25 protein-coding genes and 2 tRNA genes are annotated in these 26,377 nt (G+C 59.7%); 17 read left to right on the forward strand and 10 right to left on the reverse strand.

All coding sequences use genetic code 11. The annotated features are described in order from the left end of the window. Positions 1-457: sensor histidine kinase (locus tag HV670_RS00005; protein WP_175102590.1), on the forward strand; the 457-nt coding region annotated here is incomplete at its 5' end. A gap of 366 nt (positions 458-823) precedes the next feature. Continuing rightward, positions 824-2,503, forward strand: a complete 1,680-nt coding sequence (locus HV670_RS00010) for an ABC-F family ATP-binding cassette domain-containing protein (RefSeq protein ID WP_175102591.1) — start codon at positions 824-826, stop codon at positions 2,501-2,503. A gap of 387 nt (positions 2,504-2,890) precedes the next feature. Here HV670_RS00010 and HV670_RS00015 read toward each other — a convergent pair whose 3' ends face one another. Next, positions 2,891-3,130, reverse strand: coding sequence for a hypothetical protein (locus HV670_RS00015; protein WP_175102592.1), 240 nt, complete (start codon positions 3,128-3,130; stop codon positions 2,891-2,893). A gap of 375 nt (positions 3,131-3,505) precedes the next feature. Between HV670_RS00015 and HV670_RS00020 the strand changes: the two genes are divergently transcribed. Next, a complete protein-coding gene (locus HV670_RS00020) occupies positions 3,506-3,649 on the forward strand; it encodes a hypothetical protein (protein ID WP_175102593.1) in 144 nt (47 codons plus the stop codon). Positions 3,650-3,767: 118 nt separating this feature from the next. Next, a complete protein-coding gene (locus HV670_RS00025; protein WP_175102594.1) occupies positions 3,768-4,373 on the forward strand; it encodes a chorismate mutase in 606 nt (201 codons plus the stop codon). 206 nt (positions 4,374-4,579) lie between these two features. On the opposite strand, the gene HV670_RS00030 is transcribed toward HV670_RS00025, so the two are convergent. After that, complete coding sequence (locus HV670_RS00030) at positions 4,580-4,783, reverse strand: cold-shock protein (protein ID WP_175102595.1); 204 nt, start codon at positions 4,781-4,783, stop codon at positions 4,580-4,582. Positions 4,784-5,119: 336 nt separating this feature from the next. On the opposite strand from HV670_RS00030, the gene HV670_RS00035 reads away from it, so the two are divergent. The 3 genes from HV670_RS00035 (at position 5,120) to HV670_RS00045 (ending at position 7,529) form a co-directional block, all read left to right on the forward strand. Continuing rightward, positions 5,120-5,359, forward strand: coding sequence for a hypothetical protein (locus HV670_RS00035; protein WP_175102596.1), 240 nt, complete (start codon positions 5,120-5,122; stop codon positions 5,357-5,359). Between the two features lie 572 nt (positions 5,360-5,931). Beyond that, positions 5,932-7,074: a porin gene (locus HV670_RS00040; protein WP_175102597.1), complete on the forward strand. Its 1,143-nt coding sequence runs from the start codon at positions 5,932-5,934 to the stop codon at positions 7,072-7,074. 161 nt (positions 7,075-7,235) lie between these two features. Further along, the gene (locus tag HV670_RS00045; protein WP_175102598.1) at positions 7,236-7,529 is read left to right on the forward strand and encodes a transposase; all 294 of its coding nucleotides are present in this window, start codon (positions 7,236-7,238) and stop codon (positions 7,527-7,529) included. A 247-nt stretch (positions 7,530-7,776) separates the two neighbouring features. Here the strand turns inward: HV670_RS00045 and HV670_RS00050 are convergent. Beyond that, a tRNA-Arg gene (locus tag HV670_RS00050) sits at positions 7,777-7,853 on the reverse strand. Positions 7,854-7,970: 117 nt separating this feature from the next. Here HV670_RS00050 and greB point away from each other — a divergent pair. After that, entirely contained in the window at positions 7,971-8,540 is a 570-nt protein-coding gene (greB, locus tag HV670_RS00055; protein WP_175102599.1) for a transcription elongation factor GreB, read from the forward strand. Positions 8,541-8,668: 128 nt separating this feature from the next. On the opposite strand, the gene HV670_RS00060 is transcribed toward greB, so the two are convergent. From HV670_RS00060 to HV670_RS00075, 4 genes are all read right to left on the reverse strand, one after another. Continuing rightward, positions 8,669-11,050 (reverse strand): RelA/SpoT family protein, encoded by a 2,382-nt coding sequence (locus HV670_RS00060; protein WP_175102600.1) that lies wholly within the window; start codon positions 11,048-11,050, stop codon positions 8,669-8,671. A gap of 107 nt (positions 11,051-11,157) precedes the next feature. Next, complete coding sequence (gene rpoZ / locus HV670_RS00065) at positions 11,158-11,361, reverse strand: DNA-directed RNA polymerase subunit omega (protein WP_175102601.1); 204 nt, start codon at positions 11,359-11,361, stop codon at positions 11,158-11,160. 107 nt (positions 11,362-11,468) lie between these two features. Then, positions 11,469-12,077: a guanylate kinase gene (gmk, locus tag HV670_RS00070; RefSeq protein ID WP_246256889.1), complete on the reverse strand. Its 609-nt coding sequence runs from the start codon at positions 12,075-12,077 to the stop codon at positions 11,469-11,471. 126 nt (positions 12,078-12,203) lie between these two features. Next, a complete protein-coding gene (locus tag HV670_RS00075; RefSeq protein ID WP_175102603.1) occupies positions 12,204-13,139 on the reverse strand; it encodes a YicC/YloC family endoribonuclease in 936 nt (311 codons plus the stop codon). 177 nt (positions 13,140-13,316) lie between these two features. On the opposite strand from HV670_RS00075, the gene rph reads away from it, so the two are divergent. The 8 genes from rph to HV670_RS00115 all read left to right on the forward strand — a co-directional run bounded on the left by rph (position 13,317) and on the right by HV670_RS00115 (position 21,336). After that, entirely contained in the window at positions 13,317-14,057 is a 741-nt protein-coding gene (gene rph / locus HV670_RS00080) for a ribonuclease PH (RefSeq protein ID WP_175102604.1), read from the forward strand. A gap of 62 nt (positions 14,058-14,119) precedes the next feature. After that, a complete protein-coding gene (gene rdgB / locus HV670_RS00085) occupies positions 14,120-14,758 on the forward strand; it encodes an RdgB/HAM1 family non-canonical purine NTP pyrophosphatase (RefSeq protein WP_175102605.1) in 639 nt (212 codons plus the stop codon). Then, a complete protein-coding gene (gene hemW, locus HV670_RS00090) occupies positions 14,755-15,948 on the forward strand; it encodes a radical SAM family heme chaperone HemW (protein ID WP_175102606.1) in 1,194 nt (397 codons plus the stop codon). The genes rdgB and hemW overlap by 4 nt, the downstream gene beginning before the upstream one ends. 260 nt (positions 15,949-16,208) lie before the next feature. Next, a tRNA-Ser gene (locus HV670_RS00095) sits at positions 16,209-16,298 on the forward strand. Between the two features lie 279 nt (positions 16,299-16,577). Next, the gene (locus HV670_RS00100) at positions 16,578-17,072 is read left to right on the forward strand and encodes an Arm DNA-binding domain-containing protein (RefSeq protein ID WP_175102607.1); all 495 of its coding nucleotides are present in this window, start codon (positions 16,578-16,580) and stop codon (positions 17,070-17,072) included. 205 nt (positions 17,073-17,277) lie between these two features. Next, positions 17,278-17,919: a hypothetical protein gene (locus HV670_RS00105; RefSeq protein ID WP_175102608.1), complete on the forward strand. Its 642-nt coding sequence runs from the start codon at positions 17,278-17,280 to the stop codon at positions 17,917-17,919. Between the two features lie 728 nt (positions 17,920-18,647). After that, entirely contained in the window at positions 18,648-20,615 is a 1,968-nt protein-coding gene (locus HV670_RS00110) for a methyl-accepting chemotaxis protein (protein WP_175102609.1), read from the forward strand. A 460-nt stretch (positions 20,616-21,075) separates the two neighbouring features. Beyond that, positions 21,076-21,336: a hypothetical protein gene (locus HV670_RS00115; RefSeq protein WP_175102610.1), complete on the forward strand. Its 261-nt coding sequence runs from the start codon at positions 21,076-21,078 to the stop codon at positions 21,334-21,336. A gap of 82 nt (positions 21,337-21,418) precedes the next feature. Here the strand turns inward: HV670_RS00115 and HV670_RS00120 are convergent, their stop codons facing one another. From HV670_RS00120 to HV670_RS00130, 3 genes are all read right to left on the reverse strand, one after another. Further along, complete coding sequence (locus HV670_RS00120) at positions 21,419-22,558, reverse strand: hypothetical protein (protein WP_175102611.1); 1,140 nt, start codon at positions 22,556-22,558, stop codon at positions 21,419-21,421. A gap of 395 nt (positions 22,559-22,953) precedes the next feature. Next, entirely contained in the window at positions 22,954-23,235 is a 282-nt protein-coding gene (locus tag HV670_RS00125; RefSeq protein WP_175102612.1) for a hypothetical protein, read from the reverse strand. Between the two features lie 605 nt (positions 23,236-23,840). Continuing rightward, positions 23,841-25,388, reverse strand: coding sequence for a methyl-accepting chemotaxis protein (locus tag HV670_RS00130; protein WP_175102613.1), 1,548 nt, complete (start codon positions 25,386-25,388; stop codon positions 23,841-23,843). A 299-nt stretch (positions 25,389-25,687) separates the two neighbouring features. On the opposite strand from HV670_RS00130, the gene HV670_RS00135 reads away from it, so the two are divergent. Further along, positions 25,688-26,320: a surface-adhesin E family protein gene (locus HV670_RS00135; RefSeq protein WP_175102614.1), complete on the forward strand. Its 633-nt coding sequence runs from the start codon at positions 25,688-25,690 to the stop codon at positions 26,318-26,320. Positions 26,321-26,377 lie beyond the last annotated feature (57 nt).

The following is a 26,377-nucleotide window of genomic DNA, read 5'->3' on the forward strand; positions in this document are numbered from 1 at the left end:
GGGACCGCTCGTCAAGGTCGACGACTCACTGCGCGCACAATTCGGCGATATCGAGGCATTCGATATCGAGCCCGGTCATGAACTGTTCCGGCTCACGCTCAATGCGGGGGACAGCTTCGAGTTGCCGCGCACCCTTCTCGACCGGTTGATCGGCAACCTTGTCGACAACGCGCTCGATCACGGCGAGCCGCCGGTCGACATCGCGACTCAACGTAGCGGAACCGACTGGGTGATCGAGGTTCGTGACCACGGCGCGGGGATCGCTTCGGACAAGATCAGCAGCGCGGTCCTGCCTTTTGTGCGACTCGATTCGTCGCGCGGTGGGGATGGCCACTGCGGCCTCGGCCTCGCGATCGTCAACCGGCTCGTGCAACAGCACGGAGGCGATTGCACGATTCGGAACTCGACGGATGGGGGGGTGGTTGTGGCGCTCAGGCTGCCGGCGAATCGCCGATGAGGGCCGTCCAGATCGGTCATCTCGGCTCCAGCTCGGGGCCACCAGCGCGAAGCTGAGGAAGCCGAGGAACATCGCGTCGAGCTTTTCGAAGCGGGAGGGGGTATTGGCAGCGGCTTCATTGAATGAAGCGGCTTGTGATGCCATATCTGCACGAATGCCTGCGTCCGCACCGCTGCACCGGCAGCCATCGAATGTCCTGATCCTCTTCTCGTCCCCTATTCCTCGTCATCTTCTCCTTCCTCGGCACGCGGCCGGCGCTATAGGTGACAATCAGCCGTAGGCAGCCCGTTCGAAGATGCGGCCGGAAAAAGACAGCCTTGCACGTCCGGTCGGCTATCATGCCGATCCTCTCCGAAGTAGCTCCTTATGATTTCCGTCCGTAATGTCACGCTGCGCCGCGGCGTCAATGTCGTACTCGACCGCGCGTCCGTCACCTTCACCCCCGGCGAAAAGGTTGGCCTTGTCGGCCGCAATGGCGCCGGCAAGTCATCCTTCTTCGGCCTTCTCAACGGCACGCTGCACGAAGACGGCGGCGAGTTCTCGATTCCCGCTGCATGCAAGATGGGCCAGGTCGCGCAGGAGATGCCGGAGACCGAGCAGAGTGCGACCGACTTCGTAATCGAGGGTGACACCGTACTGCTGGCCGCGCAGGCCGAAGTAGCCGCCGCTGAGGCCAGCGACGATGGCATGCGCATGGCGCACGCCTACATGGCCCTGCACGACGCCGGTGCACATGATGCCCCCGCACGTGCCCAAGCGCTGATCCTGGGCCTTGGCTTCAGTGCTGCGCAGCTTAGCCAGCCGGTCAACAGTTTCTCCGGCGGCTGGCGCATGCGACTGCAGCTGGCGCGCGCGCTCATGTGCCCGTCCGACTTGCTGTTGCTCGACGAGCCGACCAATCACCTCGACCTCGACGCGCTGGTCTGGCTGGAAGCGTGGCTCAAGCGCTATCAAGGAACCTTGGTAGTCATCAGCCACGATCGCGAATTCCTCGACGCGGTGACGCAGGTGACGGTGCACGTCGACAACGCCAAGCTCGTGCGTTATGGCGGCAACTACAGCAAGTTCGAAGACATGCGCGCTGAGCAACTGGTGTTGCAGCAGGCCGCGATGGCGAAGCAGGTGGACAAGATCGCCCACCTGCAGAAATTCATCGACCGTTTCAAGGCCAAGGCCTCGAAGGCGAAGCAGGCGCAGAGCCGGGTCAAGGCGCTCGAACGCATGGAGAAGATCGCACCCGTGCTTGCCGACGCAGAGTTCAACTTCGAGTTCAAGGAGCCGCTCAACGTCCCGAACCCGCTGTTGTCGATGCTGGACGCGAGCTTCGGCTACGCGGCGCCGACCGGCGCACCGCCGGGCACGCCGCCGACGGTCATCGTGCGGGGCATCAACCGATCCGTGCTGGCCGGGCAGCGCATCGGCATTCTCGGTGCCAACGGCCAAGGCAAGTCCACTCTGGTGAAGACGGTGGCGCACGAGCTGGCGCCGATTGCCGGCGAAATCAGCGAAGGCAAAGGCCTGAACATCGGCTACTTCGCACAGCAGGAACTCGACGTGCTGCGTCCTCTCGACACGCCGATGGAACACATGATCCGCCTTGCCAAGGACACGCCGGCGCACATGCGTGCCCCCGGCCAGAGTGGCACCGAACAATCGCTTCGCACCTTCCTCGGCACCTTCAACTTCAGTGGCGACATGGTCCATCAGGCGGTCAGCACGATGAGCGGCGGCGAAAAGGCGCGGCTCGTGTTGTGCATGATCGTGTGGCAGCGCCCCAACCTGCTGCTGCTCGACGAGCCTACCAACCACCTCGACCTGGCCACACGCGAAGCGCTAGGCATGGCACTCAACGAATTCGAAGGCACAGTGATGCTGGTCAGTCACGACCGGTCCCTGCTGCGCGCGGTATGTGACGAGTTCTGGCTCGTCACCAAGGGTGGCGTCGAGCCCTTCGACGGCGATCTGGACGATTACCAGCAGTTCCTGCGCGACGAAGCCCGTAGCATGCGCGAGCAGGCTGCCGGAGAGCAGAAGGTCATCGCCTGAGTTACCCCCTGGCAGCTCACGCGCGACAACGCGCGTCGGCTAAGTCGCGCCAGTGCGGGGACGTCCGCAATTGAAAGACGCGCCCGTGCGTAGTCCTGTGTTCCCGTAGATCGCGGTCAACTCTCAACTTGGCCAAGTTCTCTACGTCAAATATCTTGGACAAGTTGGACAACATGAAAATACTAAGATTGAGGCTGGTTCAAGTTGGCCAACTCGTCCAAGGTTTTGTGACCTAACTCCTTGGCCAAGTTGGTTGCCGGCGATAGCCCGACAGTCGGAATACCCCTTGCATGGAACCAAGCGCGGCGGGGAGCGCTGGGACATGCTAGGTCGGATCTGCCTCTTCGGTGTCGGTCCCGAGCCAGCTAATGTCATCATCCTCGCGGCCTAGCGGGCGTGCTGTAGCTGCCGTTCCAGAGCATCAACGCGCGCCGTCAGATCATCAAGTCGTTGCAACAGCTGCTGCTGCCGCTCCCGTCCCTGCTGCATGTCATCGATCCGTAGTTGAAGCGCCTTCTGTTGTGCTATCTGCTCCGTCCGATAAAACAAATCTTCCCCCCACACCCCAGTCGATGCGGCCGCTAGTGTAAGCGGGGTCAGCAGGATCACTGCAATCTGCCTCTTCATGACTATCTCCAACCACGCGGCCCTTGCCGCAATACCTCATACAGCTTTACTTCGGTACTCGTTCAATCATAGGGCAACGGGAAAGCCATCACGGAGAACTATGACGTTTGTGTGTCACCGTGCGCCGACCGCTGCACTGCCCTCCGATCTTTGCCGGCATCCGGTCGATGCCTCACCGTGCATTCGTGCGACTGTCAACCGCGTCAGAAAACTTTTGCAAAATTTTGTCAACAAAACACAAAAGTCGTCGTTAACGAATCCATGGACTCACTCCACTGTGCCTGCGGCGCAACACTCATGCGGTAAGGACATTCCGGTGGAGATGACAAGCCTGCACGCAAGCGGATAATCAAATCCACGAATGGGGAGAAGATCATGGATGCGAAGCCCAACAAGATCCCGGCGCCCGAAAAGGTCGCGTTTCCGGATCCGGAGCCATCCAATGTTGAGTTTCTGGCCGATTTGCCGGAACATGTCCGCGCGTTTTTCGAAGAGCGTCAGGGCCGAAAGACGAATTGAGCGAATGGGCCTTGCGGGCTAGACTCTTAGGGTCCCTGTGCAGGGAATCGACGGCTCCCAGCGAACCCTCGGTCTCTGGCGCCCGTCTCGACGTGGCGTCGCCCACGCTCCTTCCGCCATGCTTCCCTTGCTATCCCGCAGTTCCAGCATCTTCCGCCACCTCGTTGTGGCCGGCCTTGCCACCAGCGCACTCGCGATCGCAGCCCCAGCAGCGGCTGACGGCTCCACCGCTCTCACCAATGTGGTCGCCCTCGTGACCCAGCGCCTTGCGCTGGCGCCCCCCGTTGCGCAATTCAAATGGCAAACCGGCAAATCGATCACCGATACGTCGCGTGAACAGCGTCTGCTCGCAGACGTGGCCAACAAGGCAAAAACACAGGGTGTCGATCCTTCGTTCGCGCGCACCTTCTTCGGCGACCAGATCGAGGCAAGTAAAATCGTCCAGAACGCGCTGTTCGAGCAGTGGCGCAAGACAGGCGGCCCGAAAGAGCCGGGTACCGACCTCGCGGCCATCCGCCCGAAGCTCGACCAGCTCGATGCGGCGTTGATCCAGGCGCTCGCCCGCATCCAAGCCATTCGCGCCCAGCCAAATTGTCAGAGCGAGCTGTCACAGAGCCTCGCGAACTGGAAGCAGCTTTCGTCGTTTGACTCATCGCAGTCGGGTGCGCTGACGCAAGCCTTGAGTCATGTATGTGCCGGCGGCGGGATGTCCGTCCAGGGATAGGCTCGCACAACCGTCTCACCGCTGGCGGCCAACCGACGCCCCGACAGTGACGACTCCAGACATACGATCTGTCCGGCTATGGCGATGGTGCTGAAAACTTTCGGCATACCCAGGCTGGATACGCCCCTAGGAGGGCTCGCAAAACACCAAGCCCCCACCGCTCAAGGAACGACGGGGGCTCCACCATTTGAAAGAACCGGATGCGCTTATACCGGTCGGATATTCGCGGCTTGCTTGCCTTTAGGTCCGGTCTTGACCTCGAACGTCACGCGCTGATTTTCCTTCAGCGACTTGAAACCTTCCGACCGAATCTCCGAAAAATGCGCGAAGAGATCTTCACCACCGCCATCGGCCGCAATGAAACCAAATCCCTTTGCATCATTAAACCACTTCACGACACCCGTTTCCATATTCAATCCCGATAGTTGATGTACACAAGATCAGCAGATGATCACTGACCGAGCGAGCGCTCACGTATTACCTCCGCGTGCCCACAGCAACTTTATAGATAATCGGGAAATTTGAGTCAAGTGTTTTTCAGACAGGGAGATACCCGCGCGCCCATACCAGGCGAGCGTCGCAAACGTTAGCGCGACAACTTAGTCAATATTACACGGCCGTTTTTAATACGCTCTCCTGATTCCGAAAAAGTTACCTCTCTATCTCTAGGTGTTAACGTGTCTTGTAGCGCTCATCAGGCTAAATAGGATAAGGAATAGCTTGTATCGTTTTCAAGGAGGTTTTTCATGTTGCTCGATCTTTTAAAGCGCATGAGCGCCTCGCTCCTGCTGCATCACACTGCGGGCGAGGACCGGAACGTCGGGGCCCCTCATAATCCGAATGAACCGCTGCTGGCCGCCCTACCCGGCGAGACCAGCTGGCACGGCGATCATTGGGCCAATCTGCTTTCTTCCCCGATGGACGCGCGGCACTATGTTCTCGAAGACTGGTCGACACCGCGACCCGTGGGGTTGTTCGAGACCTGATCATTCCTCTTACTTATACAACTCCATTTTTTCGTTAGAAGTTCGACTCTAGGTGCCGCACTGTTGCAAAAATGCAATCGGCGGCATTTTTTTCGTCTTGACATCTTCGGCCTTCGAATTCGCGGGAGGCCTAGCACCTTGCCAAATTTTCAAGATACTGGAGACCACCCTCATTATATCCTTGCTTATTAGTTTAATAACTTCCCGCAACCGCACCACACTAGTTAGTAGAAAACTGTTTTTAGCTTATATAAATGACTTAGAGCGTCAGTCACTGTGACAAATCCGCAACATTCAAATATGAGACTAATCATCAGATTTCCATAAAAAGTTTAAGACCCTTCTGTGAAGGGCGTGAGGCCAAACCTGCTTTATATTTCAGCTAATTCAAAATACTAATTTCACTTTCTTCAGTGGTGACAACTCCATCACCTCACTAAGCTCGGCTCCGTCAAGAAAGCACAGGGCTTTTTGCACTGTCGCTCTTGCGACGGCATGTCAGAACGGTTTCGCTTTTTCAGAGCGTGAACCTTCCGGCAACCGAGACTAGACCCCGTATTGGAGTAGCACTAATGAAAAAGACTCTTCTGCTGGCTGGGATCACCGGCCTCTTCGCGTCGATGGCCCATGCCCAGAGCAACGTCACGCTGTATGGCTTGCTCGATGCCGGCGTCACCTACACCAGCAACGACCAGAAGCAATCAGGCGCCAATTTCCGCGCCACCGGCAACCAGACGTCGGGCAGTCGCTTTGGCCTGGCGGGTGCCGAAGATCTAGGCGGCGGATTGAAGGCGATCTTCACCCTGGAAAGCGGTTTCGACGTATTCGACGGAACCGCCGACAATGACCGCCTTTTCAATCGTCAGTCATGGGTCGGGCTCTCTTCTCCCACCTGGGGTGCCGTGACGATAGGCCGGCAGTATGACTCGGTCGTCGACTACCTGTCCCCGCTGAGCCTTGCAAACATCGACGAGAAGGGTGGTGGCCGGATGTTCAGCCATCCGTTCAACAACGACAACCTGAACGCCAGCTTCCGGATCAACAATTCGTTCAAGTACGCGAGCCCGAACTGGGGTGGCTTCTCGTTCGGCGCACTGTATGGCGCATCCAATGACGAGAACGGGATGTCATCCAACAATCGCGCGTACAGCATCGGCGCCAAGTACGAAAACGGTCCCCTGCGGCTCGCCGCGTCCTACCTTGCGCTGAACGAACCGAACGGCGCCGGGAACTCGGGCGGTGCAGTTTCGAACGACTATGCGTTCCAGGCTGACAAGCAGCAAACCTTCGGTGTCGGCGGCAGCTATGCGTTCGGCCCGGCCACCCTCGGCTTCGTCTACACGCAGACCACGCTCGACTCGGTGCAGAACTTCGGCGCCGGCTCGGGGCTGAGCACGGTCGGCTCGTCGGACATGAAGATCAACAACTACGAGCTCAATGGCAAATACTCCGTTACGCCGGCGTGGTTGTTGAGCGCCGCCTACACCTTCACCGACGCGAAGTACCGTACCACCACCGGCGATCAGAAGGGCAACTGGAATCAATTCACGATCATGTCCGACTACTCGCTGTCCAAGCGCACCGACGTCTATCTGGCCGCGGCATACCAGACAGCCGGCGGCGATGCTGACCGTGCCTTTATCGCAGGCGGGAGCGGCTATTCCGACAGCGATTCGCAGGTTGTCGTGACCACCGGCATGCGTCACCGCTTCTAAGCACATCCAGGTGGCAAAAGCACCAGCCCAAAACGCTGGTGCTTTTTTCAACACATGTCGACTCATTTGATGCGATCAATAAGACGCAATTGGGACGATTGATCCTTACGATTCTTGAAAGCCGCCGTGAGGGGGGTTAATTGTCGACAGGGAGCCGGGACATGAGCGATCTCACCGACTATGAATGGGACACGGTCAAACACCTGTTCCACGATCCACTACCGCGCAAGACGATTGGCCGTCCAGCGGCCAATCCGCGAGCCGTGTTCGATGCGATTCGCTGGATTCAAAGTTCAGGCGAACGCTGGTTGTATCTGCCCGCGAACTACCCGCCGCAGCAGACCTGCTATTCAAAGTTCCTGCAGTGGAAAAAGGATGGCCGCCTGAGTGAAGCCGCAAAACTTCTTGGCGAACAAGAAGTGGCATCCATGCAATCGGGACAGTGCGCGGCCTGACCGGCGTGGTAGCCAGCCGTTTGAATCCGAAGATGTGCCGATCGGCACGGACGCCGCAAGCGCCCGTGCCTTTTTTTTTCCGGACATCATCCTGACGAACCGACGTTCCAGGCGAATACTTGGCGCGTTGTGGAAAGGAAGCGTGGGCCTGCAAATCCAACGCTATTGCGCGCAAACGCTCGAGAGAAATTGAGGCCAGAATAGAAAATGGCCTTCCATTCGGAAGGCCATTTTGTTACTGCATAAGTGGTGCGGCTGGCAGGATTCGAACCCACGACCCCTTGGTTCGTAGCCAAGTACTCTATCCAACTGAGCTACAGCCGCACATCAGAAGCAAGATTATAGCGACGACTTCCGACTTTGCAAAGCCCCTTTTTTACACGCAACGCTCTATGCTTAAGGATTGGGCTCTTTGCCTGGACGTCGTATCGGCCTGACACCATGAACAAAGCATTTATCAAAGAATCGTCCGAGACGGACGACGACGATCTCGAGGGCGCCGCTCCCCCGATCCCGCCCGGCGCGAAAAACTACATCACGCCGGAAGGCTATCAACGCCTCAAGGATGAGCTGCTGCATCTGATCGACGTCGAGCGCCCTGAAGTCGTTCGTCTTGTCTCGTGGGCTGCATCGAACGGCGATCGCTCCGAGAACGGCGACTACATCTATGGCAAGCGAAAGCTGCGTGAGATCGACCGTCGCCTGCGCTTCCTGACCAAGCGGCTCGATATCGCCGAAGTCGTCGACGCGAGCAAGCAGGAGAACCGGGATCAGGTGTTCTTCGGCGCGACAGTCGACTATGCGACAAAGGACGGCACCGAGCATCGTCTTGAGATCGTCGGCATCGACGAGGTCGATCTGGATCGCGGCAGAGTCAGCTGGATCTCGCCGATTGCGCGCGCGCTCGTCAAAGCGAGAATAGGCGATGTCGTGCCATTGCAGACGCCGGCCGGCACCGAGCAGATCGAAATTCTCGACGTCCACTACCCGTCGCCGGGCGGCGCCGACTAGGTCCGTACCACTCGCCGTCCGTACAGCGCGCCGTTCGGCTCACCCGTCACGGGCGAGCCGCAAGACAAGTCAAGCAGGGATGCAGTAAGGAAACGTGCCGAGAAGGCGCGTGAAGGCACCACGGCTTCCTAAAAGTCGCGCCGCTCGCGATCGATCCGGATGCCACCGTCATGGCGGCCCGGGGGCTCCTCGCTGGGGCGCTCGCGGGAGATCCGCACGACATCCGGATTGCCCCGCGTGCGCCGCAGGACGTTCGCGAGATGCACGCGGTCGCTGACCTGGATGATGAAGCGGAGTTCGGTGATTTCCTGGTCGATATTCTCGTCCATCGCGACGTGCACGATGTTTGCGTCCGCAGACGTAATGTCGCCGGCCACCCTTGCGAACACGCCCTTCGAACTCTTCACGAGCACCTTGACGCCGACATCGAACAGGCGTCCGGGCTGGGGTGCCCAGGCGACGTCGATCCAGCGCTCCGGGTCGCGGCGATGAATGCGCTGTGCGACGCGACAATCGGCAGTATGGATCGCCATCCCGAGTCCAATCCCGATATAGCCCATGATCGCGTCACCCGGAATCGGACGGCAGCATGGCGACAACTGGACCGACATCCCCTCGGTGCCCGTGATCACCACCGCCGCACCGCCCGCGCCGCCCGGATGATGCGAGGGGCTGTCCGCACCGGCCAGCGCTTCTGGATCGCCTTCGCGACCGCTCATCAGCACTTCGAGACGCTTGGCCATCACGGCGGCGACATCGCGTCCGAGCCCGATATCGGCAAACAGCTCCTGGCGATTCCGATTGCCCGTCCACAACGACAGCTTTTCCCAGACCTCGGGCGTCACATCGGCCAACGACAGCCGATATCCCTTCAAAGCCTGATCGACGAGCCGCTCGCCGAGCTGCACCGACTCGTTGAAACGCATCGTCTTCAGATAATGGCGAATCGCGGCGCGCGCCTTGCCCGTTCGCACAAAGCCGAGCCACGCGGGATTCGGCTTCGAATACGGTGCCGTGATCACCTCGACGATGTCGCCGCTCTTGAGCTCGGTGCGCAAGGGCAGCAACTCGTTGTTGATCTTGACGGCGACGCACTGATTGCCCAGATCGCTATGGACGCCATAAGCGAAGTCGAGCGCGGTCGCGCCGCGCGGCAACGGCATGATCCGGGACTTCGGCGTGAAGACATAAACCGCATCCGGGAACAGATCGATCTTGACCTGTTCGAGGAATTCGGTTGAATCGCCGGCTTCGGACTGGATGTCGAGCAGTGAGCTCAACCACTGATGCGCACGCTTCTGGACATCGTTGAGGTCCGCACTGCCGTTCTTGTACAGCCAATGCGCCGCGACGCCCGACTCGGCGATCTCGTGCATCTTGCGTGTGCGGATCTGGAATTCGATCGGCGTTCCGAACGGGCCCACCAGCGTCGTGTGGAGCGACTGGTAGCCGTTCACCTTCGGAATCGCGATGTAGTCCTTAAATTTTCCCGGTACCGGCTTATAGAGCGCATGCAGCGCGCCGACACACATATAGCATTCAAGAGGCTGTTCGACGACCACCCGGAAACCATAGACGTCGAGCACCTGCGAAAACGACAACTGCTTGTCGCGCATCTTCTGATAGATGCTGAAGATCGTCTTCTCGCGGCCGTTCACATCCGCGACGATCTTCGCATCGGCGAGCGAACGCTGCACCGCTTCGAGAATCTTGCCGACGACCTCACGCCGGTTGCCGCGCGCGGCCTTCACAGCCTTTTCGAGCGTCGCGTACCGGCGCGGGTTGAAGTTCGCGAAACTCAGGTCCTGCAGCTCGCGAAACGTATTGTTGAGTCCGAGCCTATGCGCGATGGGCGCGTAAATATCAAGCGTCTCGCGCGCAACCCTGCGCCGCTTTTCAGTCGGCACGGCGCCGAGCGTGCGCATATTGTGCAGACGGTCGGCAAGCTTCACGAGAATCACGCGCACGTCGCGCGCCATCGCGAGCAGCATCTTGCGGAAGTTTTCCGCCTGCGCTTCCTCGCGATTGCGGAATTCCATCTTGTCGAGCTTCGACAGGCCATCGACCAGCTCGGCGACCTTCGGACCAAACCGTTCGGCAAGCTCGGTCTTGGTGACGCCCTGATCTTCCATCACATCATGGAGGAGTGCCGCCATGATCGACTGCGCGTCGAGCTTCCAGTCGGCGCAGATTTCCGCGACCGCGACCGGATGAGTGATATAGGGTTCGCCGCTTTGCCGGTACTGTCCGAGATGCGCCTCGTCGCTGAAGTGGAAAGCCGCCTTGACTTCCTTCAGCTCATTCTTTTTCAGATAGGTCGAGAGCGTGCCCGTCAGTTTCGCGATTGAAACGACTTCGTGCTTGCGCGGCTGCTCGGGGGTGGCCGTCGGTCCGAACAGATGTCGGAACGACTGCTCGAGAACGGCATCGATATACTTGCGCGCGGACGCGGCCTTCGATGGCGTCGGCGATTCGACGGACAAAGAGGCGGATGAGGAATCGGAACTCATGCTCGCCTCCATCAAAAAGTAAGTCGGGGAATCGCCCGGTCAATCTACAACGCGGGCGGGGAATGCGACCCCGCACGCTTCCTGAATTTGCCTGGTGCCCCTGCCGGTCAGACCGGCACCTTCTTCAACATTTCGACGCCGGTCTTGCCCGCGGCGATTTCGCGCAGGGCGGCGACCGTCGGCTTGTCACGGCTTTCGATCTTCGGCGTGTGTCCCTGCGCAAGTTGTCGCGCACGGTACGTCGCAACCAGAGCGAGTTCGAAACGATTCGGAATCTGCTTGAGGCAGTCTTCGACGGTAATGCGAGCCATGGTGTGTTCCTTCTTTATGTGCTTTGTATTCTACATGAAGCGCCGCGCGCAGCAGTGACACACCGCGAGGCTTCGCAAGCGTGTTCCGTGCATCGCCGCGCCGCGCCTCACGACTGCGGCAGGTGAATGCCCAGTTGCATGAACAGTTCGGTGTGCCGCGCGTACTGGGAAGCGCAGCGCAGGCGCGTCGCGGCGACCACACACTGTAGTTCGGACAACGCCCGAGGGAACGCCTCGTTGATCACCACATACTCGAAATCCGGCGCATGGGCGATCTCGCTTCCCGCCGCGAGCAGACGCCGCACGATCACGTTCGGTTCGTCCTGGCCGCGCTTGCGCAGACGTTCTTCGAGCACGTCGAGCGACGGAGGCAATATGAAAATGCCGACCGCATTGTGAAACTGTTTGCGAACCTGCAACGCACCCTGCCAGTCGATCTCGAGCAGCACGTCGCGGCCGTTGCGCATCTGCTCCTCGATCCAGATGCGCGATGTCGCATAGAAATTCCCATGCACTTCGGCGCTTTCGAGAAACTCGCCAGCGCGGCGCCTCTCGGCGAACTCGTCTTTCGTGCAGAACAGATACTCACGGCCGTGCTTTTCGTTCGGCCGCGGCGGCCGCGTGGTATACGAGATCGACAACCGGATCGCCTCGTCCTGCTCGAGCAGGGCATTGACGAGCGTCGACTTGCCCGCGCCCGAGGGGGCGACGACCATGAAGAGGTTGCCGGGGTAGTCGCCGGTGTATTCGAGCGGCTTCGCCTGGGCCGGCGCCGGCTCGACGATCCGCTGTTCGGCCTGGACGGCGCGTGCGTCGCGCGGAGTCTTGTCGTTCATTCTTGTTTACTCCAGGTTCTGGACTTGCTCGCGCATCTGCTCGATGAGCAGTTTCAACGTCATCGACGCATCCGCCAGTTCCTTGGCGGCCGCCTTCGAGCCGAGCGTATTCGCTTCGCGGTTCAGTTCCTGCATCATGAAATCGAGGCGTTTGCCGACCTTGCCGCCCTTCTCGATCACATGACGCGTTTCCTTCAAATGCGCGGTGAGCCGTGAGAGCTCTTCGGCGATATCGATGCGAATGCCGTACATCGTGACTTCTTGACGAATCCGTTCCGCGGCTTCCTCGCGCGTGACGACCGTCGAACCCGAGTCCGGCATGCTAAGACCCAGTGCCTCGTTGAGACGCTCGACGATCTTGGCCTGCTGCTTTGCAACGAGTTCGGGCACCAGTGGGGTGATCCGGGCCACGATGGCTTCCATTTCGGTCACATTGCCCAGCAGCATCGTCGCGAGCTGGGCCCCCTCACGCGCGCGCACGTCAATGAGTTCGCGCACCGCATCCTTGCCGCAGGCCAGCACCACATCGCGCAACACGTCCGCGGACACCGCGCTTTCCGAGAGCACGCCCGGCCAGCGGAGAATCTCGCCAACACGCAGCCGCCCCGCGCCCGGGAATGCCGCGACGATCTGTTCTTCGAGCGTGCGCAACTGCTCGAGCGCGACCGGCAGGAGCGTGCCGCCAAGCGAGGTATCGCCGCGCTGGATGTTCACGCGGATATCGACCTTCCCACGCGACAGCCTGTTCATCAGCATCTCGCGCAACGTAGGCTCGCAGACTCGCACCTCTTCCGGCATCCGGAAGTTCAGGTCGAGAAAACGAGAGTTCACTGTGCGCAGTTCGACCGAGACGCTCGCCACCGCGTCGCCCGCGTCGCTGCCTGCGTTGTCGCCCGCGAGTTCGCGGGTTACGCTGGCATAGCCCGTCATGCTGTAGATCATTGTCCGGTTCCGCGTAAGAGCGGCCAAAGCCGCCTGAAACAATCAAAGCGGGGATTATCGCATTTCGCGGCAAGGGGGCGGCCCGGCGGATCGATAGAGAACGACCCTCTTTTAGCGCTAAGATTCGGGCTCGCCGTTCGTGCCCGGCTCACGCCCTACTTTTCTGCGGATTTCACCATGTCCTCCAGCGTTTCCCGCCCCAGCGGCCGTCGTCACGACCAGTTGCGCGAAGTGCGCATCACCCGCCAGTACACGAAGCACGCCGAGGGTTCGGTGCTCATCGAGTTTGGCGACACCAAGGTCATCTGCACCGCGAGCATCAGCGAACGCGTACCCGAATTCCTGCGCGACCGCGGCCAGGGCTGGCTGACGGCCGAGTACGGCATGCTGCCGCGCGCGACTCACACCCGCAGCGACCGTGAAGCCGCGCGCGGCAAACAGACCGGACGTACGCAGGAAATCCAGCGCCTGATCGGGCGCGCCCTGCGTGCCGTGTTCGATCTCGAAAAGCTGGGCTCGCGGACCTTGCATATCGATTGCGACGTGATCCAGGCCGACGGGGGCACCCGCACGGCCAGCATCACCGGTGCGTTTGTCGCTGCGCATGACGCCGTCGAGCGGCTGCTGTCGAGCGGGAAGATCCAGGAATCGCCGATCACCGACTTTGTCGCGGCTATTTCCGTCGGCATGCACGAGGGCGATGCGCTGCTTGACCTCGACTACGCCGAGGACTCGCAGTGCGACACCGATATGAACGTCGTGATGACGGGATCGGGCGGTCTGGTCGAGGTTCAGGGAACGGCCGAAGGCGAGCCGTTTTCGCGCGACGAAATGGACGGCCTACTCGATCTCGCGCAGAACGGCATCCATGAGCTGATCCGGATGCAGCGCAAGGCGCTCGAACGGTTGTACAGTTAGTGGATCGAGAGGCGGCAAAAGCCGCTTCTCAATCGTAGCCAAGTCAAGTTCAGGGTTTCACGATGGAAAAAGCCGATCCGGTCTCAACGATTCGCTGCGCGCGACAGCGTGTCGTGGTGGCTTCGAACAACGCAGGCAAGCTCCGCGAATTTGCGGCGCTGCTTGGCGAAGCCGGCTTCGATCTGATTGCGCAGGGCGAACTCGGCGTGCCAGAGGCGGACGAGCCGCATGCGACGTTTATCGAGAACGCGCTTGAGAAAGCGCGCCACGCATCGCGTCTGACCGGGCTGCCGGCTCTCGCCGACGACTCAGGCCTTTGCGTGCGTGCCTTGCAGGGCGCGCCGGGGGTCTACTCCGCGCGCTATGCCCTGCGTGCCGGCGGAGAAAAAAGCGACGCGGCGAATAATCGTCACCTGCTCGCCGAACTGGCCGACAAGGACGACCGGCGCGGGCACTATGTCTGCGTGCTGGCCTTCGTCGAACATGCGGACGATCCCGAGCCGATCATCGGCGCAGGCCGCTGGTTCGGCAAGATCGTCGAGGCGCCGCGTGGGGAGCATGGCTTCGGCTACGACCCGCTGTTCTATCTGCCCGGTCATGGGAAGACGGCGGCCGAGCTGTCACCCGAGGTCAAGAATTCCGTGAGCCATCGGGCGATCGCGTTGCGCCATTTGATGAAGCAGTTGAAGGAACGGGAATGAGTAACGTCACCCAGACTTTTCTGGCTCCCGGAAGAATCCGGCTGCCCGCGATGCCACCGCTGTCTTTGTACGTGCACTTTCCGTGGTGCGTGCGCAAGTGTCCCTACTGCGATTTCAATTCGCACGAGTGGAAAGGCGAAGGCGATTTCCCGGAAGATGCCTACCTCGACGCGTTGCGCGCCGATATTGAAGTTGCGCTTCCACTCGTGTGGAGCCGCAAGATCCATACGATCTTCATCGGTGGCGGTACGCCGAGTCTGTTGTCGGCGAAAGGGCTTGATCGCTTGCTTTCGGACATCCGCGCGTTGCTGCCTGTCGATGCCGACGCTGAAATCACGCTCGAGGCCAACCCTGGCACCTTCGAAGCCGACAAATTCAGGCAGTTCCGTCAGAGTGGTGTGAATCGTTTGTCGATCGGCGTGCAGAGCTTTAACGACCGGCACCTGAAGTCGTTGGGGCGCATCCATGATTCGGGCCAGGCGAGACATGCGATCGAGGTTGCGTCGAAAGTCTTCGACAATTTCAACCTCGACCTGATGTTCGCGCTGCCGGGGCAATCGCTCGACGAGTGCAAGGTCGACGTGGAAACCGCCCTGTCGTTCGGTTCGTCGCATTTGTCCCTGTATCACCTGACGCTCGAACCCAATACTTACTTCGCGAAATATCCGCCGCCGCTGCCCGACGATGATACGTCTGCCGACATGCAGGACTGGATTCATGATCGCGCAACTGCGGCGGGGTTCGAGCGCTATGAAGTCTCCGCGTATGCGAAGCCGCATCATCGGAGTAAGCACAATCTGAACTACTGGCGCTTCGGGGACTATCTCGGAATCGGCGCAGGCGCGCATGGAAAGCTGTCGTTTCCGGAGCGAATTATCCGGCAGGTGCGATTCAAGCATCCGACGACGTATATCGAGCAGGCGCTGAAGCAGAAGCCTGTGCATGAAGAACATGAGATCGGCACGGCGGATCTGCCGTTCGAGTTCATGCTGAATGCGCTGCGGCTCAATGAGGGGTTTCCGGTTCACAGTTTTCTTGAGCGGACTGGGCTGACGATGAACGCGATCGAAAAGCCGCTGTTGGAGGCGGAAAGACGAGGGTTGATTACGCGGGATCATCAACATATCGCGCCGACACCGCTGGGGCAGAGATTTTTGAATGACCTGCAGGGCTTGTTTTTGAAGGCGTAGCGGAGACGATGCGGGGAAGCGCGCTGCGCTGCTCTGCGCCACCTCGGACCCGCCTATCGCTGGCGGTAGGGGGATCGTTGGGCGTGCGGTGAGGGCGTGGCGCGGAAGCGCTTTTGGAAGCTTGGCGCGAGCGTGAAGTGCCGCTCTGACGCTGACTCGAGCCTTGCCTGTTCCAAAGCGGCCATTTGGTCGGTTACAATACGCCCCTTGCCAGCATTGAGGCGCGTCTCCCCGACGCAAAGTGCCCCAGTGCCGACGCAGGAGGTGTGGCCGAGCGGTTTAAGGCACTGGTCTTGAAAACCAGCGAAGGGGTAACCCTTCCGTGAGTTCGAATCTCACCGCCTCCGCCAGAAGCACCCCGTCAGACAAGGCTCTGACAGCCCCAAACCCCAGTAACGGCGGGGCTTTCCGGGGAAACAACACTCCGATAGACACCGATGCACTCCAGTTGATTCCGTGGTAACAATCGTGGTAACTCGTTTACCACGATTGTTACCACGATGGCCAAGGACCTACTCTCCGCTGCCGAATGCAAGAACGCCACGAGTGGCGATAACGCCGTGCGTAAGCTCCCCGATGGTGACGGTCTGTATCTCTGGGTGTACGCCGATGGTCGCAAGTACTAGCGCATGCGCTATTGGCAGGGAGACAAGGAAAAGGCGTTGTCGGTTGGTGTCTATCCCAAGGTCACGCTCGGCCAAGCCCGCAAGAAGGCCGAGGAAGTACGCGCCCAAATTCAGGCCGGCGACGATCCTTCGAAGGTCCGCAAGGACACTGCTATCAAGAAGAAGGTCGCGGCCGAAAACACATTCGAAGTCATCGCCCGTGGGTGGTACGCCAAGCAGGCGCACACGTGGGCAGCCAGCCACGCAGTAGACGTAAAGCGCCGCCTTGAGAGCAACATCTACCTACGCGGGCTACGCCAATGCCTGCCACAAAGACGGCGGGCCAATTTAACCATCCATCGGCATTCCACCCTCGCCCCTTGGAACGAAACCGCAGCAATTCATCAAGACGGTGAAATCGCACAATCGCGTCATCACTCTGGTCGTCGCATCGCAATGTTACGTCAGTGCCAATCCAGCCAAGAGATTCGACGCTCAGCCTATGGTGCACGTCCTTGATATAGATTTGGCTGTGACCATTCACGCCTAGGAACTCAAGTAGCTGCTCGATCCAGACGGTGATCGGCTTCGGTAGTGACCTGTACCCATGTTATGTGTGGGGAGGGTCCTCCTCGGAGAGTGGCGCCATGCGGAGCACAATACTCGCAATATTCGGCCAGCCATGAACTTTTAGATTTGCTTAACACTTTTTGGAGCTTAACAAATGACACTGGTTTCTCAGGCCGAATATGCCCGCCGACTGGGTATTACGCGCGCTGCTGTCGCACAGTGGAAAAGCGCTGGGCGCCTTGTGCTGGAAGGCTCCAAGGTCAATGTTGAAGCGTCAGACGCACGCCTAAAAAAATACCGGCGCGCCGGATTGCCGGAAGACAACGAGGCTGCGAAAAGTGTTAAGCGTGGCCGCCCAAGTGTTAAGCAAGGTCAAGAAAGTGTTAAGCAAGCCGGACGACTCAACGCTGAACCGGTTTGCTTAACATGTGTAGAGGTGATGCGACGCCTGGCCGAACTGGATTGGACGCAGACTTTCGACTGGTCCGAAGCGGCGCAGGACGAGCGCGCACGACTGGCGGCGCAGTGCCTCGGCTGGCAGGCCGTCCGATCGGATGTGCGTGATGATGGTCATTGGGGAGGCTATCAGTTGCGCATCTCCTCATATGTGGCCGCGCATGGTCTGACCGAAGATGCGATACCCGCTGGCCACGGATTCGAGCTCGACGTGTGGGCCGTGCTCAAGGCGTGCCGCGCCGAGCTGGAGCCGATAGACGATGGCGAAGAGGTAAAGGTACGGCTGGACCTATTGCACCTGCTGGCGCACCCATTCACCGAGTACGACAAGCGGCTCTGAAAGCTCGCCCCAGCCGGCGGTGGGCAGAAACACCGGCACCTGTCGACGAAATGGAAGCGGTGTTCCTTCCTGGTCATGGTCAGGCCTTCACCGCGGCGGGCGACAGAATCTCGACCTCAGAGGGGGCATCACTTTGGACACCCCTTTTGCCTTAACTGCCGGGAATCCGGTAGTTTTCCACTTTGAGGGGGAATGACCTTGGCGACCCGTCATTCCACTCTGAGCCACGCGACTGGCGTTTGTCGATAACCCGGCAACGTTGCCGCCTTTTAAACGGTGGGCGGGCCAATGCGCCGTTGGCAGGCGCGCATTTATGGGGCACAACCCCACGTGCCATTAAGGGGCATTGCGGTTAGATTGGTTTTGCCTCTTCCACACGGCAGAAGCAAGCAGTGTTAGGCCCGCTGGCCCGTGCGGGCTTTTTTTCGTCCAGAGTCTGTGTGCCCCGTTCCGACGAATCGGCGTTCGGAGAGACCTACAAAGGGTGCAATTTGAAATCTCACCCAATCGGTAGCTCCCCGGAAGGAAGCAAATATGATGGTAGGGTGCCTTTAAGAAAAGGAAATGCAAGACCGCGCCTTGGTCAATCTCGCAACCTACAACGGCCAGAAAAATTAGAACCCATCGAAACTAAAGAAGTTCGCGTAACCTGCCGTAATCAGGTTTGACTTAATGTCGTCACGCGCACCGCGCAGCAAGCACGTCCGATCCCACTACGACAACAATCCATGGGTATTCTTTTGCTTCGCCGCTCCAGTGTCGGCGCCAGGCTCGCGATACTCGCGTGCGCACTCGTCGCGGTGATCTTCGCCGCGTTCACGTGGTCCCTGACCCGCTCGGCAAGCACCCTCGTCAGCGGACAGGTGCTGCTACGCATTGCCGAAAAAGATCGTTCGCTCGCCGCGATGATCGAACTTTTCGACAAGGGTCTGTCGACTGAAGTCGGCCACTCGATGTCGCTGTTCGCCAGCTTTCTGCCGGCCGACTATTCGCTTGACGAAGCCCAGAAAGTCGACATCAATGGCGTCGCAACGCCGACCATCAAAGCCGGCGACAAGCCGCTCAATCTCGATTTCTCGATCCCCGACCAGTTTCTCGAACGCAGTGGTGCGATCGCGACCGTATTCGCGCGCAGTGGTGACGACTTCGTGCGCGTCACCACGTCCCTGAAAAAGCAGGACGGCTCGCGCGCGATCGGCACGCAGCTCGACCGCCACGGCCCGGCGTATGCGCCGATTCTCGCCGGCAAAACGTATACAGGCATTGCCGCGCTCTTTGGCAAACAGTTCATCACTCAATACAAGCCGGTGAGCGACGCCAGCGGCAGGGTGATCGGCGCGCTGTTTGTCGGCGTCGACCTGGACCCGCAGATCCAGTCCATTGAAGACAGCATCCGCCAGTTGAAGATCGGCGACAGCGGCTATTACTTCGTGCTCGACGCGTCGAACGGGCCGGATCGCGGCAAGCTCGTCGTGCACCCGGCCGCGGGTGGCCGCCACGCCGACGAGGCGAACGCACCGTATAAAGCGATGCTCGAGGCGAAGGACGGGCAGCTCGCGTACACATCGAAGGACGCGACACTCGGCGAAAGCACTGCGCGGGAGAAGTATGTGTCTTTCGTCACGGTGCCCGAATGGCATTGGCTGATTGGCGGCGTCGTGCCGCGCGACGAGGTGATGGCGGAAGTCATTACGACGCGCAACCGTTTTCTCCTGATTGGTTTCGTATTGGTTGCTGCATTCGCGGCGGTTTTCCTCCTCGCCGTGCGTCGGCTCGTGAGCCGTCCCCTCAACGATGCGGTAAAGGCATCGGAACGCTTCGCATCGGGGGACCTTAGCGTGCGTATAGGCGGTGGCCGCGCCGATGAAATCGGCCGGCTGATGAATGCGATCGACGGCATCGGAGAGGGTCTCGCGCGCATCGTCACGCAAGTGCGAGGGGCGTCGGCGGACATGACGAAGGGCACCACGAAGATCGCCGCGGGCAGCGGCGACATCGCCGCCCGTGTCGCGACCCAAGCGAGCAGTCTCGAGGAAACGGCCGCGAGCATGGAGCAGATCACGTCGACCGTGCAACAGAACGCCGACCATGCCGCACAGGCGAACACACTGGTATCGAGCACTTCGGAAGCAGCACTTGAAGGCAGTCGCGCAGTAGAACGCGTCGTGTCCACGATGGGTGACATCAGCCGCTCGTCGCAGAAGATCGCGGACGTCACGACGGTTATCGAAGGCATTGCGTTCCAGACCAACATCCTCGCGCTGAATGCGGCCGTCGAAGCGGCGCGCGCTGGCGACCACGGCAAGGGCTTTGCCGTGGTCGCGTCAGAAGTGCGTGCGCTGTCAAAGCGCAGTGCGGCCGCGGCGAAGGAGATCGAAGCGCTGATCGGGGAATCGACCGCGCGGGTCGAGTCCGGCTTCCGGATCGCCGAAGAAGCGAGTACGGCGATGCACGGCATTGTCGAACGCGTCGATCAGGTGCGGGCGATCATGGTCGAGATCAGTGCGGCTTCGCGCGAGCAGTCCGGCGGTATCGAGCAAGTGAATCTCGCCGTCACGCAGATCGGCGAGGCGACGCAGCAGAATGCGACGATTGTCGGCGAAGCGGAGCGAGCCGCCTCCGAACTGCGCGCTCAGGCCGAGCGGCTCGCGCAGGTGGTCAGCGTGTTCAAGCTGGACACGTCCGGGCACGGCTGACGCATCGTTGCGTCACCTGATTGCTGCGACGTCTCGGACGTTGGATCTACGTCCGCACGGTGCGCGGAATAACCAGAAACTTCCTTATCCCGCACGGGCTACGCCGGCACCTGCACGGCCGCACGAACTATAGGGGTGTCCGGCGCTTACAGCGACAGCGGGCCCAGACTCCGGTAGCACGCCCCTCCGAACAGAAGGCGAGGGAATCGCATCACGGCGCCTATCCAAACATGTCGGGCACCCCATCGTTTGGCAATCGCGTTTGCGCGGCGCGATCGCCAACTTCGCGGATACGAGATGCAGACAATCGAATCCAATGCGCAAACGAGATGAGCCACATTCCTAGCGCCGGCGGCGTTCGTGCTCAGTAGAAAGCCCCCGCAGTTCTTATTACGATACGTGGGAAGGAACTGTCCTCGCGTGGAGAAATGAACAGGCACATTGACATGGGGGCCATAGCATGACGCTTTTTGTCATCATCCCGACCGATCCAAACGTCATCGATGTTGAGGCTGAGATCGCCAAGTTGCTTCCTAACGATTCGTATCGCTTACCTCAGGGCGAATGGATTGTCAGATATTCGGGAACTACTCAGGAATTGTCGAACGCTTTGCTGATCACCGACGGAACCTCGGGGAATGCCGTCATCTTTGCGATTTCTGCATATTTCGGTCGCGCTCCCACGAATATTTGGGAATGGATAAAGACTAGATGGGGTTGATATGGCAAGACCACAACCGGCGCGCAATAACCGGAATGGCGGGTGTTGCCCGGGCCGTGGCTCAACTTAGCCGATCGCTCACTTAAGGTGCTCTGAGTAGCACTTCAAAACGGCTCGGATCAGCGAGCTGGCGTGGCTGACGCCCCTGCCTGAGCCTCCCTGTCACGCGGACATAAGCTCCGTTTGTCATGTGAGCACGATCCGCCTCTGCGTAATCATCAGCCGAGAGCACGGTCCTTGCTCGAACAGTCTCCCCCTCTTCCGCGAGCAATAGGGAAAGTACCACTGCACCGGATCGCCGCCCGTCTGCGCCCATCTCGCCGTCAAGGCGTTCGACGGTACCAATGAAGGTCTCCTCATGGTAAAGCTCGACAGCTCGCAGTTCTCGCCGTACCTCTTCAATGCGCGAAAAGTAATCGCGTTGAATACGCACCGTACGGGAAGCCAGACTACTCGCAACGCGTCGCAGCACTGACCAGTCAAACCCAACATCAAGAGAATTGTCCACCCGCTCGTCATGCATGGCGGAAATAGCCTCGCACAGGTTCGCCGATATCAGCGGTACGGGGGACCGCTTCAACTCATCGACCAAGCGATCCAATGCGTCAGCCTCAATCGCGGTGGAAAGTTGCGATAAGGCGCGCTGCAAGACCAGCGTTACCTGCCGTACAAAAGGCGCGTCGCTCGCCCCCAACTCCGAGCTTCCATGGACCTCCATGGCGTTGATCGGACAGGCAATCCGCAAAACGAAGCTGCCATTCTCCGTTTGGCCGAAGCGGGCGGCATCCACAAACTGCGTCGCCTCGATCAAGGTTAGGCGAGGGTGGTTAATCCGTGGCAGCAGTACTGTGCAAGCCGCGGACTTCAGCAACTTCTCGGCGCTATTGACGAGCGTCGAGGCAAAACTCAATGGCAGCGCGCCATCGTTGCCATCAAAGAAGACGCGAATACGTAGAACGTCATCCCTTAGCGAATAGATTCTAGATATGAGTGTGTTACTGGATTGACCCGTCAACTCGGCCATTTTTTGTACGACAGCGAATACGGACTCCGCATAGTCAGGCGCGGTGAGGTCCATGGGAAATACCAGCTGTCGCCTGGCGAACCGTTCATTCTCCAGCACATACAAACGGTCTTTCAGAGCCTGCTCCAGCACGGCCCACCCTTGCGACTTGAGGAAATCGCGGAGATCTGTCGGGGCGATCGCTTTTCCCCCGTTCACGTTATTGCCTCCCTATAGCAGGGGATGTCGTTTCGGGAAATGCAACTCATCAGTTCGATGAGCTGTGGTCCATCAAAACGCTGAGTCCTCGGCAAATACACCGTTTGGGCCGTCCTATTGGCGGACGCTTCGGCACCGCGAAGGCTCACCCAATACGCACATTTGTGCAATGAAAGCGCATCGTCCGTGTGAGTAATTGACCCAAACAGGCTCTAATGGGTCACGCGAGCCGTAGTGTCACGGCGCTTTTGCGGTCCGATGGTCTGTAAGTACCATGTGCTCGCCAATAGTATGGGCCGTAACCATCGATCACCCCTGCGGCAAAAAGCCGCATGGCGTGCCTCACGAGGATCCGCGCGATGCCAATGCCAACACTCTCCCAACACAGCGATTCATCAATCATTCGTACGCAACGCCCCCCCACTCCACCTCGCCTTAATCCACGCCCAAACATTCGCCGGCGCGAAGCCGAAATACTCCTCGATCGCGAACACGAGCGCACGCCCCCCTACACCAACCGCAGACGTCTCGAGCTTAATCGACAGTTCCTCCGACGTCCCGTCGAACCTGACGAGCCATTCTCCGTTCGGCAACCGGTAGTGATCCTGCGAGAACGTTTCGTTGAGGGTGCGTTCAATCCCTGCAACATCCTTGGCTGTCGGAATGACGATGAACATCCTCATCGCCGCGCCGCCATGTGTTTTTTGAAGGCCATATGGGGTGTGACACTTGTATCAATATCAACCCCATCGTACAAGAAACCCCTTTCGGCATATCACCCGCAAGCGTTAATCGACGACATCGATTCATCCTGAAAAGGTGTATCGGCGATCGCGCCGCCCTAACCTCTTCGACGACGCACGATGGGCCTCAAACGGCTCATCCAGGCACTTGGAAAGGCGCTCACACCTCGTAGCGCCGAAGTGCTTCGCTTATAGAGAAAGCATGAGACCGACAGATACACGCAGCTTGTCGCGATCGATTTCGCTACTGCGCTGACGAGCAAGCGGTATTTTTCCGACAACGAACGATTCAGGTGACCTAACAAGACGTGGCAGCTTTCCGACATCTATTGATGCCGACGTCAAACTCGCTGAGATCGCGCCTGGGGACTACGGGCATGTATCGAAAGGCGAAGCCTTGCTAGATAGACTTGCCACGCGTCGTATGAACTTGCCACGGATGTCCACCCAGCCGACGCGTTCCCGCACAGGTTCCGCTACGGGGCTGCCTGGATCGAAAGAGGCCGCGGCAGTCCATCAAGCCTCTTCATTTCACCCCATCAAACCGCCAAGCGAAACACCCCGACCACGTCACTCATCCGCACCGCCTGCTCCTGCAGCGAAGCCGCCGCCGCTGCAGCCTGCTCAACCAGTGCCGCGTTCTGCTGAGTCACTTCATCCATCTGGGTGACGGCCTTGTTGACCTGCTCGATCCCGTCGCTCTGCTGTTCGGACGCAGCGGCAATCTCGACCATGATGTCGGTCACGCGCTGCACGGCCTGGTTGATCTGCGTCATGGTCACGCCCGCGCGTTCGACGAGCTGTGTCCCATTGCCGACTCGCGTGACCGATTCGCTGATCAGCGCCTTGATCTCCTTCGCCGCAGACGCACTGCGCTGCGCAAGCGTGCGCACTTCGCCCGCGACGACGGCGAAACCGCGCCCCTGCTCGCCCGCACGAGCCGATTCCACCGCGGCGTTCAAGGCAAGAATATTGGTCTGGAACGCGATGCCTTCGATCACGCTGATGATGTCCGCGATCTGCTTGGAGCTCGCGTTGATCTGATGCATCGTCGTGACGACTTCCGAGACCACCTCGCTGCCCTCATGCGCAACACCAAACGCGTTACGCGCCAATTCGGATGCCTGCTTCGCATTGTCGGCGTTCTGGCGTACGGTCGAGGTCAGTTCCTCCATGCTCGATGCGGTCTCCTCCAGCGAGGCCGCCTGCTCTTCGGTCCGTTGCGACAGATTGGTATTGCCCGCCGAGATTTCTGCCGTTGCTGTGGCAATCGACTGCGCTCCATCACGGACGGACTCCATCGTCCCGGTCAGTTTGGCTTGCATCGTGCGCAGCCCTTCCATCAGTCGGCCCATTTCGTCTCGCGAACGGACTTCGATATGACGACTTAGATCGCCGTCCGAAATGGCATTGAAATGACTGAGCGCCTCATCAAGCGGACCCGAGATCGATTTGCGCAAGGCGTTCCATGTATAAGCGGCCATTAACAGGCCGATCAGTAGACCCACTGCAGCCGCGCCGAGAATGAAATGGAAGCGGGTTTGTGCCGCCTCGTACAAGGCACTCGCCTGTGTAGCCTGCAACGCTTCGAGCGCAGCCGTGCGGTCGGAGACCTCATTGAACGGAACCGTCATTTTGTTGGAGATCAAATCGCCCAATACGGTCGTGTCATGGCGATGGATCGCGGCAAAAACCTGGGCGACCGGGCCAGACATGACGACCGCGCGCTTCGCTTCAACTTCTTCGCTCAGCTGCTTTTCCTTGGCCCCAGCCGGCAAGGCACGATAGGTCCGCCAGGCTTTGTCGGCAATATCGAACTGTTCTCGCGCATGCTTTTCGAGATTCGCAATGTCCGGACGATCCGGCTGTGCCGCAATCCGGTCGAGAACCAATCGTCCCCGAGCGATGAAAAAGTCGACCTTACCCAGTGCCGTGGCTGATACGAGTTGATTCGTGTAGAGCTGTTGCTGGTCTGCATTGCTCAATGCGATCCCTATTACGCCAAGCGCCGCCCCAATTATCAGTAGCACGCTGAGAAAACCCATCGCCAGGGCGAGACGGGCGCGGATCGTAATATTCCGGAACATAATATGCCTTAAATCAGATCTAGAGCCCGAGGGATGCTGACAGCAGCGCGACAAACGCAGTTGTCCGGGTTTACGGCAGATAAAGTCGGATTTGAAGGGTAAGTCTCACTCGAATATGGCAGATCTTCCGGCTACTCGCGCAGCTTGCTCACATTCGATCAAACGCCATTTCCCCGGTCTATTCCGCGCCTTGGCCGGTTTCGGGTTCGCTCATACTGGCGGCATTTGCACGCCGCATGACAATTGTCGTCCGGCTTGAGTGTCCTCTTCTCCACCGCAGCCCCGGAGCGGTCCGCCGCATGAAGATGCAACAGACTCACCGAAACGGAGCCCGCCGCATCGGCCCGCCAGCCCGCGCGCTTGCCGTGCTCGTCGTCGCCCTGGCTGCGCCCGCCAGCCACGTGCTCGCTTCATGGCTGACGATTGCCGAAATCCCGCGCCTCCAAGTCACCGTGAAGATGCAACCGGAAGGGCGAGTGCCGAAGCCCAAACCCCAGTCCCTCTGGAGCTCGTGGTTTGAAAATCCGCCTCCGCCCGCCTCAGCGTGGTTCATGTTCAACTACCCACGGCCAGTCGCGACTTCGGAGTCGTTTACTTTCAAATCCTACAAGGAGCATGTCGTCGCGGACTGTGAGCATCGAGCGATCGGACACGACCAGTTCCTCGCGTTCGGCGGCCCCGACGGGGAAAGCAATGGGGTCACGAGCTGGACCGCCCCCGATGCACCGCTCGATATGCGTCCGGTCGTTCCGGGCACCATCGGCGCAATCTTGTTCGGATACGTATGCGACGGGCTGCCCCCGTTCCCGACGCGCGACGTACTCCTGCAATCCGGCGCAGCGCCAGCGCCCATGGCTACGCCGGCCGAACCGGCTTCGTCGACGGCAGTTCCCACACCCGAGCCCTCACCCAAAGCGACTCAATTGAAGTGATTGCCGGGGGAAGTGATTGCCGGGGCCTGAGTGTTGGAACGGCCTTGGCGACCACGT

It is taken from the genome of Pararobbsia alpina (genome assembly GCF_902859895.1).
Taxonomy (GTDB): Bacteria; Pseudomonadota; Gammaproteobacteria; order Burkholderiales; family Burkholderiaceae; genus Pararobbsia; species Pararobbsia alpina.

Bases quoted from the DNA above. Each gene is read 5' to 3' on its own strand.
- HV670_RS00010 (WP_175102591.1), top strand. From the start codon at position 824: ATGATTTCCGTCCGTAATGTCACGCTGCGCCGCGGCGTCAATGTCGTA.
- HV670_RS00015 (WP_175102592.1), bottom strand. From the start codon at position 3,130: ATGAAGAGGCAGATTGCAGTGATCCTGCTGACCCCGCTTACACTAGCG.
- HV670_RS00020 (WP_175102593.1), top strand. From the start codon at position 3,506: ATGGATGCGAAGCCCAACAAGATCCCGGCGCCCGAAAAGGTCGCGTTT.
- HV670_RS00025 (WP_175102594.1), top strand. From the start codon at position 3,768: ATGCTTCCCTTGCTATCCCGCAGTTCCAGCATCTTCCGCCACCTCGTT.
- HV670_RS00030 (WP_175102595.1), bottom strand. From the start codon at position 4,783: ATGGAAACGGGTGTCGTGAAGTGGTTTAATGATGCAAAGGGATTTGGT.
- HV670_RS00035 (WP_175102596.1), top strand. From the start codon at position 5,120: ATGTTGCTCGATCTTTTAAAGCGCATGAGCGCCTCGCTCCTGCTGCAT.
- HV670_RS00040 (WP_175102597.1), top strand. From the start codon at position 5,932: ATGAAAAAGACTCTTCTGCTGGCTGGGATCACCGGCCTCTTCGCGTCG.
- HV670_RS00045 (WP_175102598.1), top strand. From the start codon at position 7,236: ATGAGCGATCTCACCGACTATGAATGGGACACGGTCAAACACCTGTTC.
- greB (WP_175102599.1), top strand. From the start codon at position 7,971: ATGAACAAAGCATTTATCAAAGAATCGTCCGAGACGGACGACGACGAT.
- HV670_RS00060 (WP_175102600.1), bottom strand. From the start codon at position 11,050: ATGAGTTCCGATTCCTCATCCGCCTCTTTGTCCGTCGAATCGCCGACG.
- rpoZ (WP_175102601.1), bottom strand. From the start codon at position 11,361: ATGGCTCGCATTACCGTCGAAGACTGCCTCAAGCAGATTCCGAATCGT.
- gmk (WP_246256889.1), bottom strand. From the start codon at position 12,077: ATGGTCGTCGCCCCCTCGGGCGCGGGCAAGTCGACGCTCGTCAATGCC.
- HV670_RS00075 (WP_175102603.1), bottom strand. From the start codon at position 13,139: ATGATCTACAGCATGACGGGCTATGCCAGCGTAACCCGCGAACTCGCG.
- rph (WP_175102604.1), top strand. From the start codon at position 13,317: ATGTCCTCCAGCGTTTCCCGCCCCAGCGGCCGTCGTCACGACCAGTTG.
- rdgB (WP_175102605.1), top strand. From the start codon at position 14,120: ATGGAAAAAGCCGATCCGGTCTCAACGATTCGCTGCGCGCGACAGCGT.
- hemW (WP_175102606.1), top strand. From the start codon at position 14,755: ATGAGTAACGTCACCCAGACTTTTCTGGCTCCCGGAAGAATCCGGCTG.
- HV670_RS00100 (WP_175102607.1), top strand. From the start codon at position 16,578: ATGCGCTATTGGCAGGGAGACAAGGAAAAGGCGTTGTCGGTTGGTGTC.
- HV670_RS00105 (WP_175102608.1), top strand. From the start codon at position 17,278: ATGACACTGGTTTCTCAGGCCGAATATGCCCGCCGACTGGGTATTACG.
- HV670_RS00110 (WP_175102609.1), top strand. From the start codon at position 18,648: ATGGGTATTCTTTTGCTTCGCCGCTCCAGTGTCGGCGCCAGGCTCGCG.
- HV670_RS00115 (WP_175102610.1), top strand. From the start codon at position 21,076: ATGACGCTTTTTGTCATCATCCCGACCGATCCAAACGTCATCGATGTT.
- HV670_RS00125 (WP_175102612.1), bottom strand. From the start codon at position 23,235: ATGTTCATCGTCATTCCGACAGCCAAGGATGTTGCAGGGATTGAACGC.
- HV670_RS00130 (WP_175102613.1), bottom strand. From the start codon at position 25,388: ATGTTCCGGAATATTACGATCCGCGCCCGTCTCGCCCTGGCGATGGGT.
- HV670_RS00135 (WP_175102614.1), top strand. From the start codon at position 25,688: ATGAAGATGCAACAGACTCACCGAAACGGAGCCCGCCGCATCGGCCCG.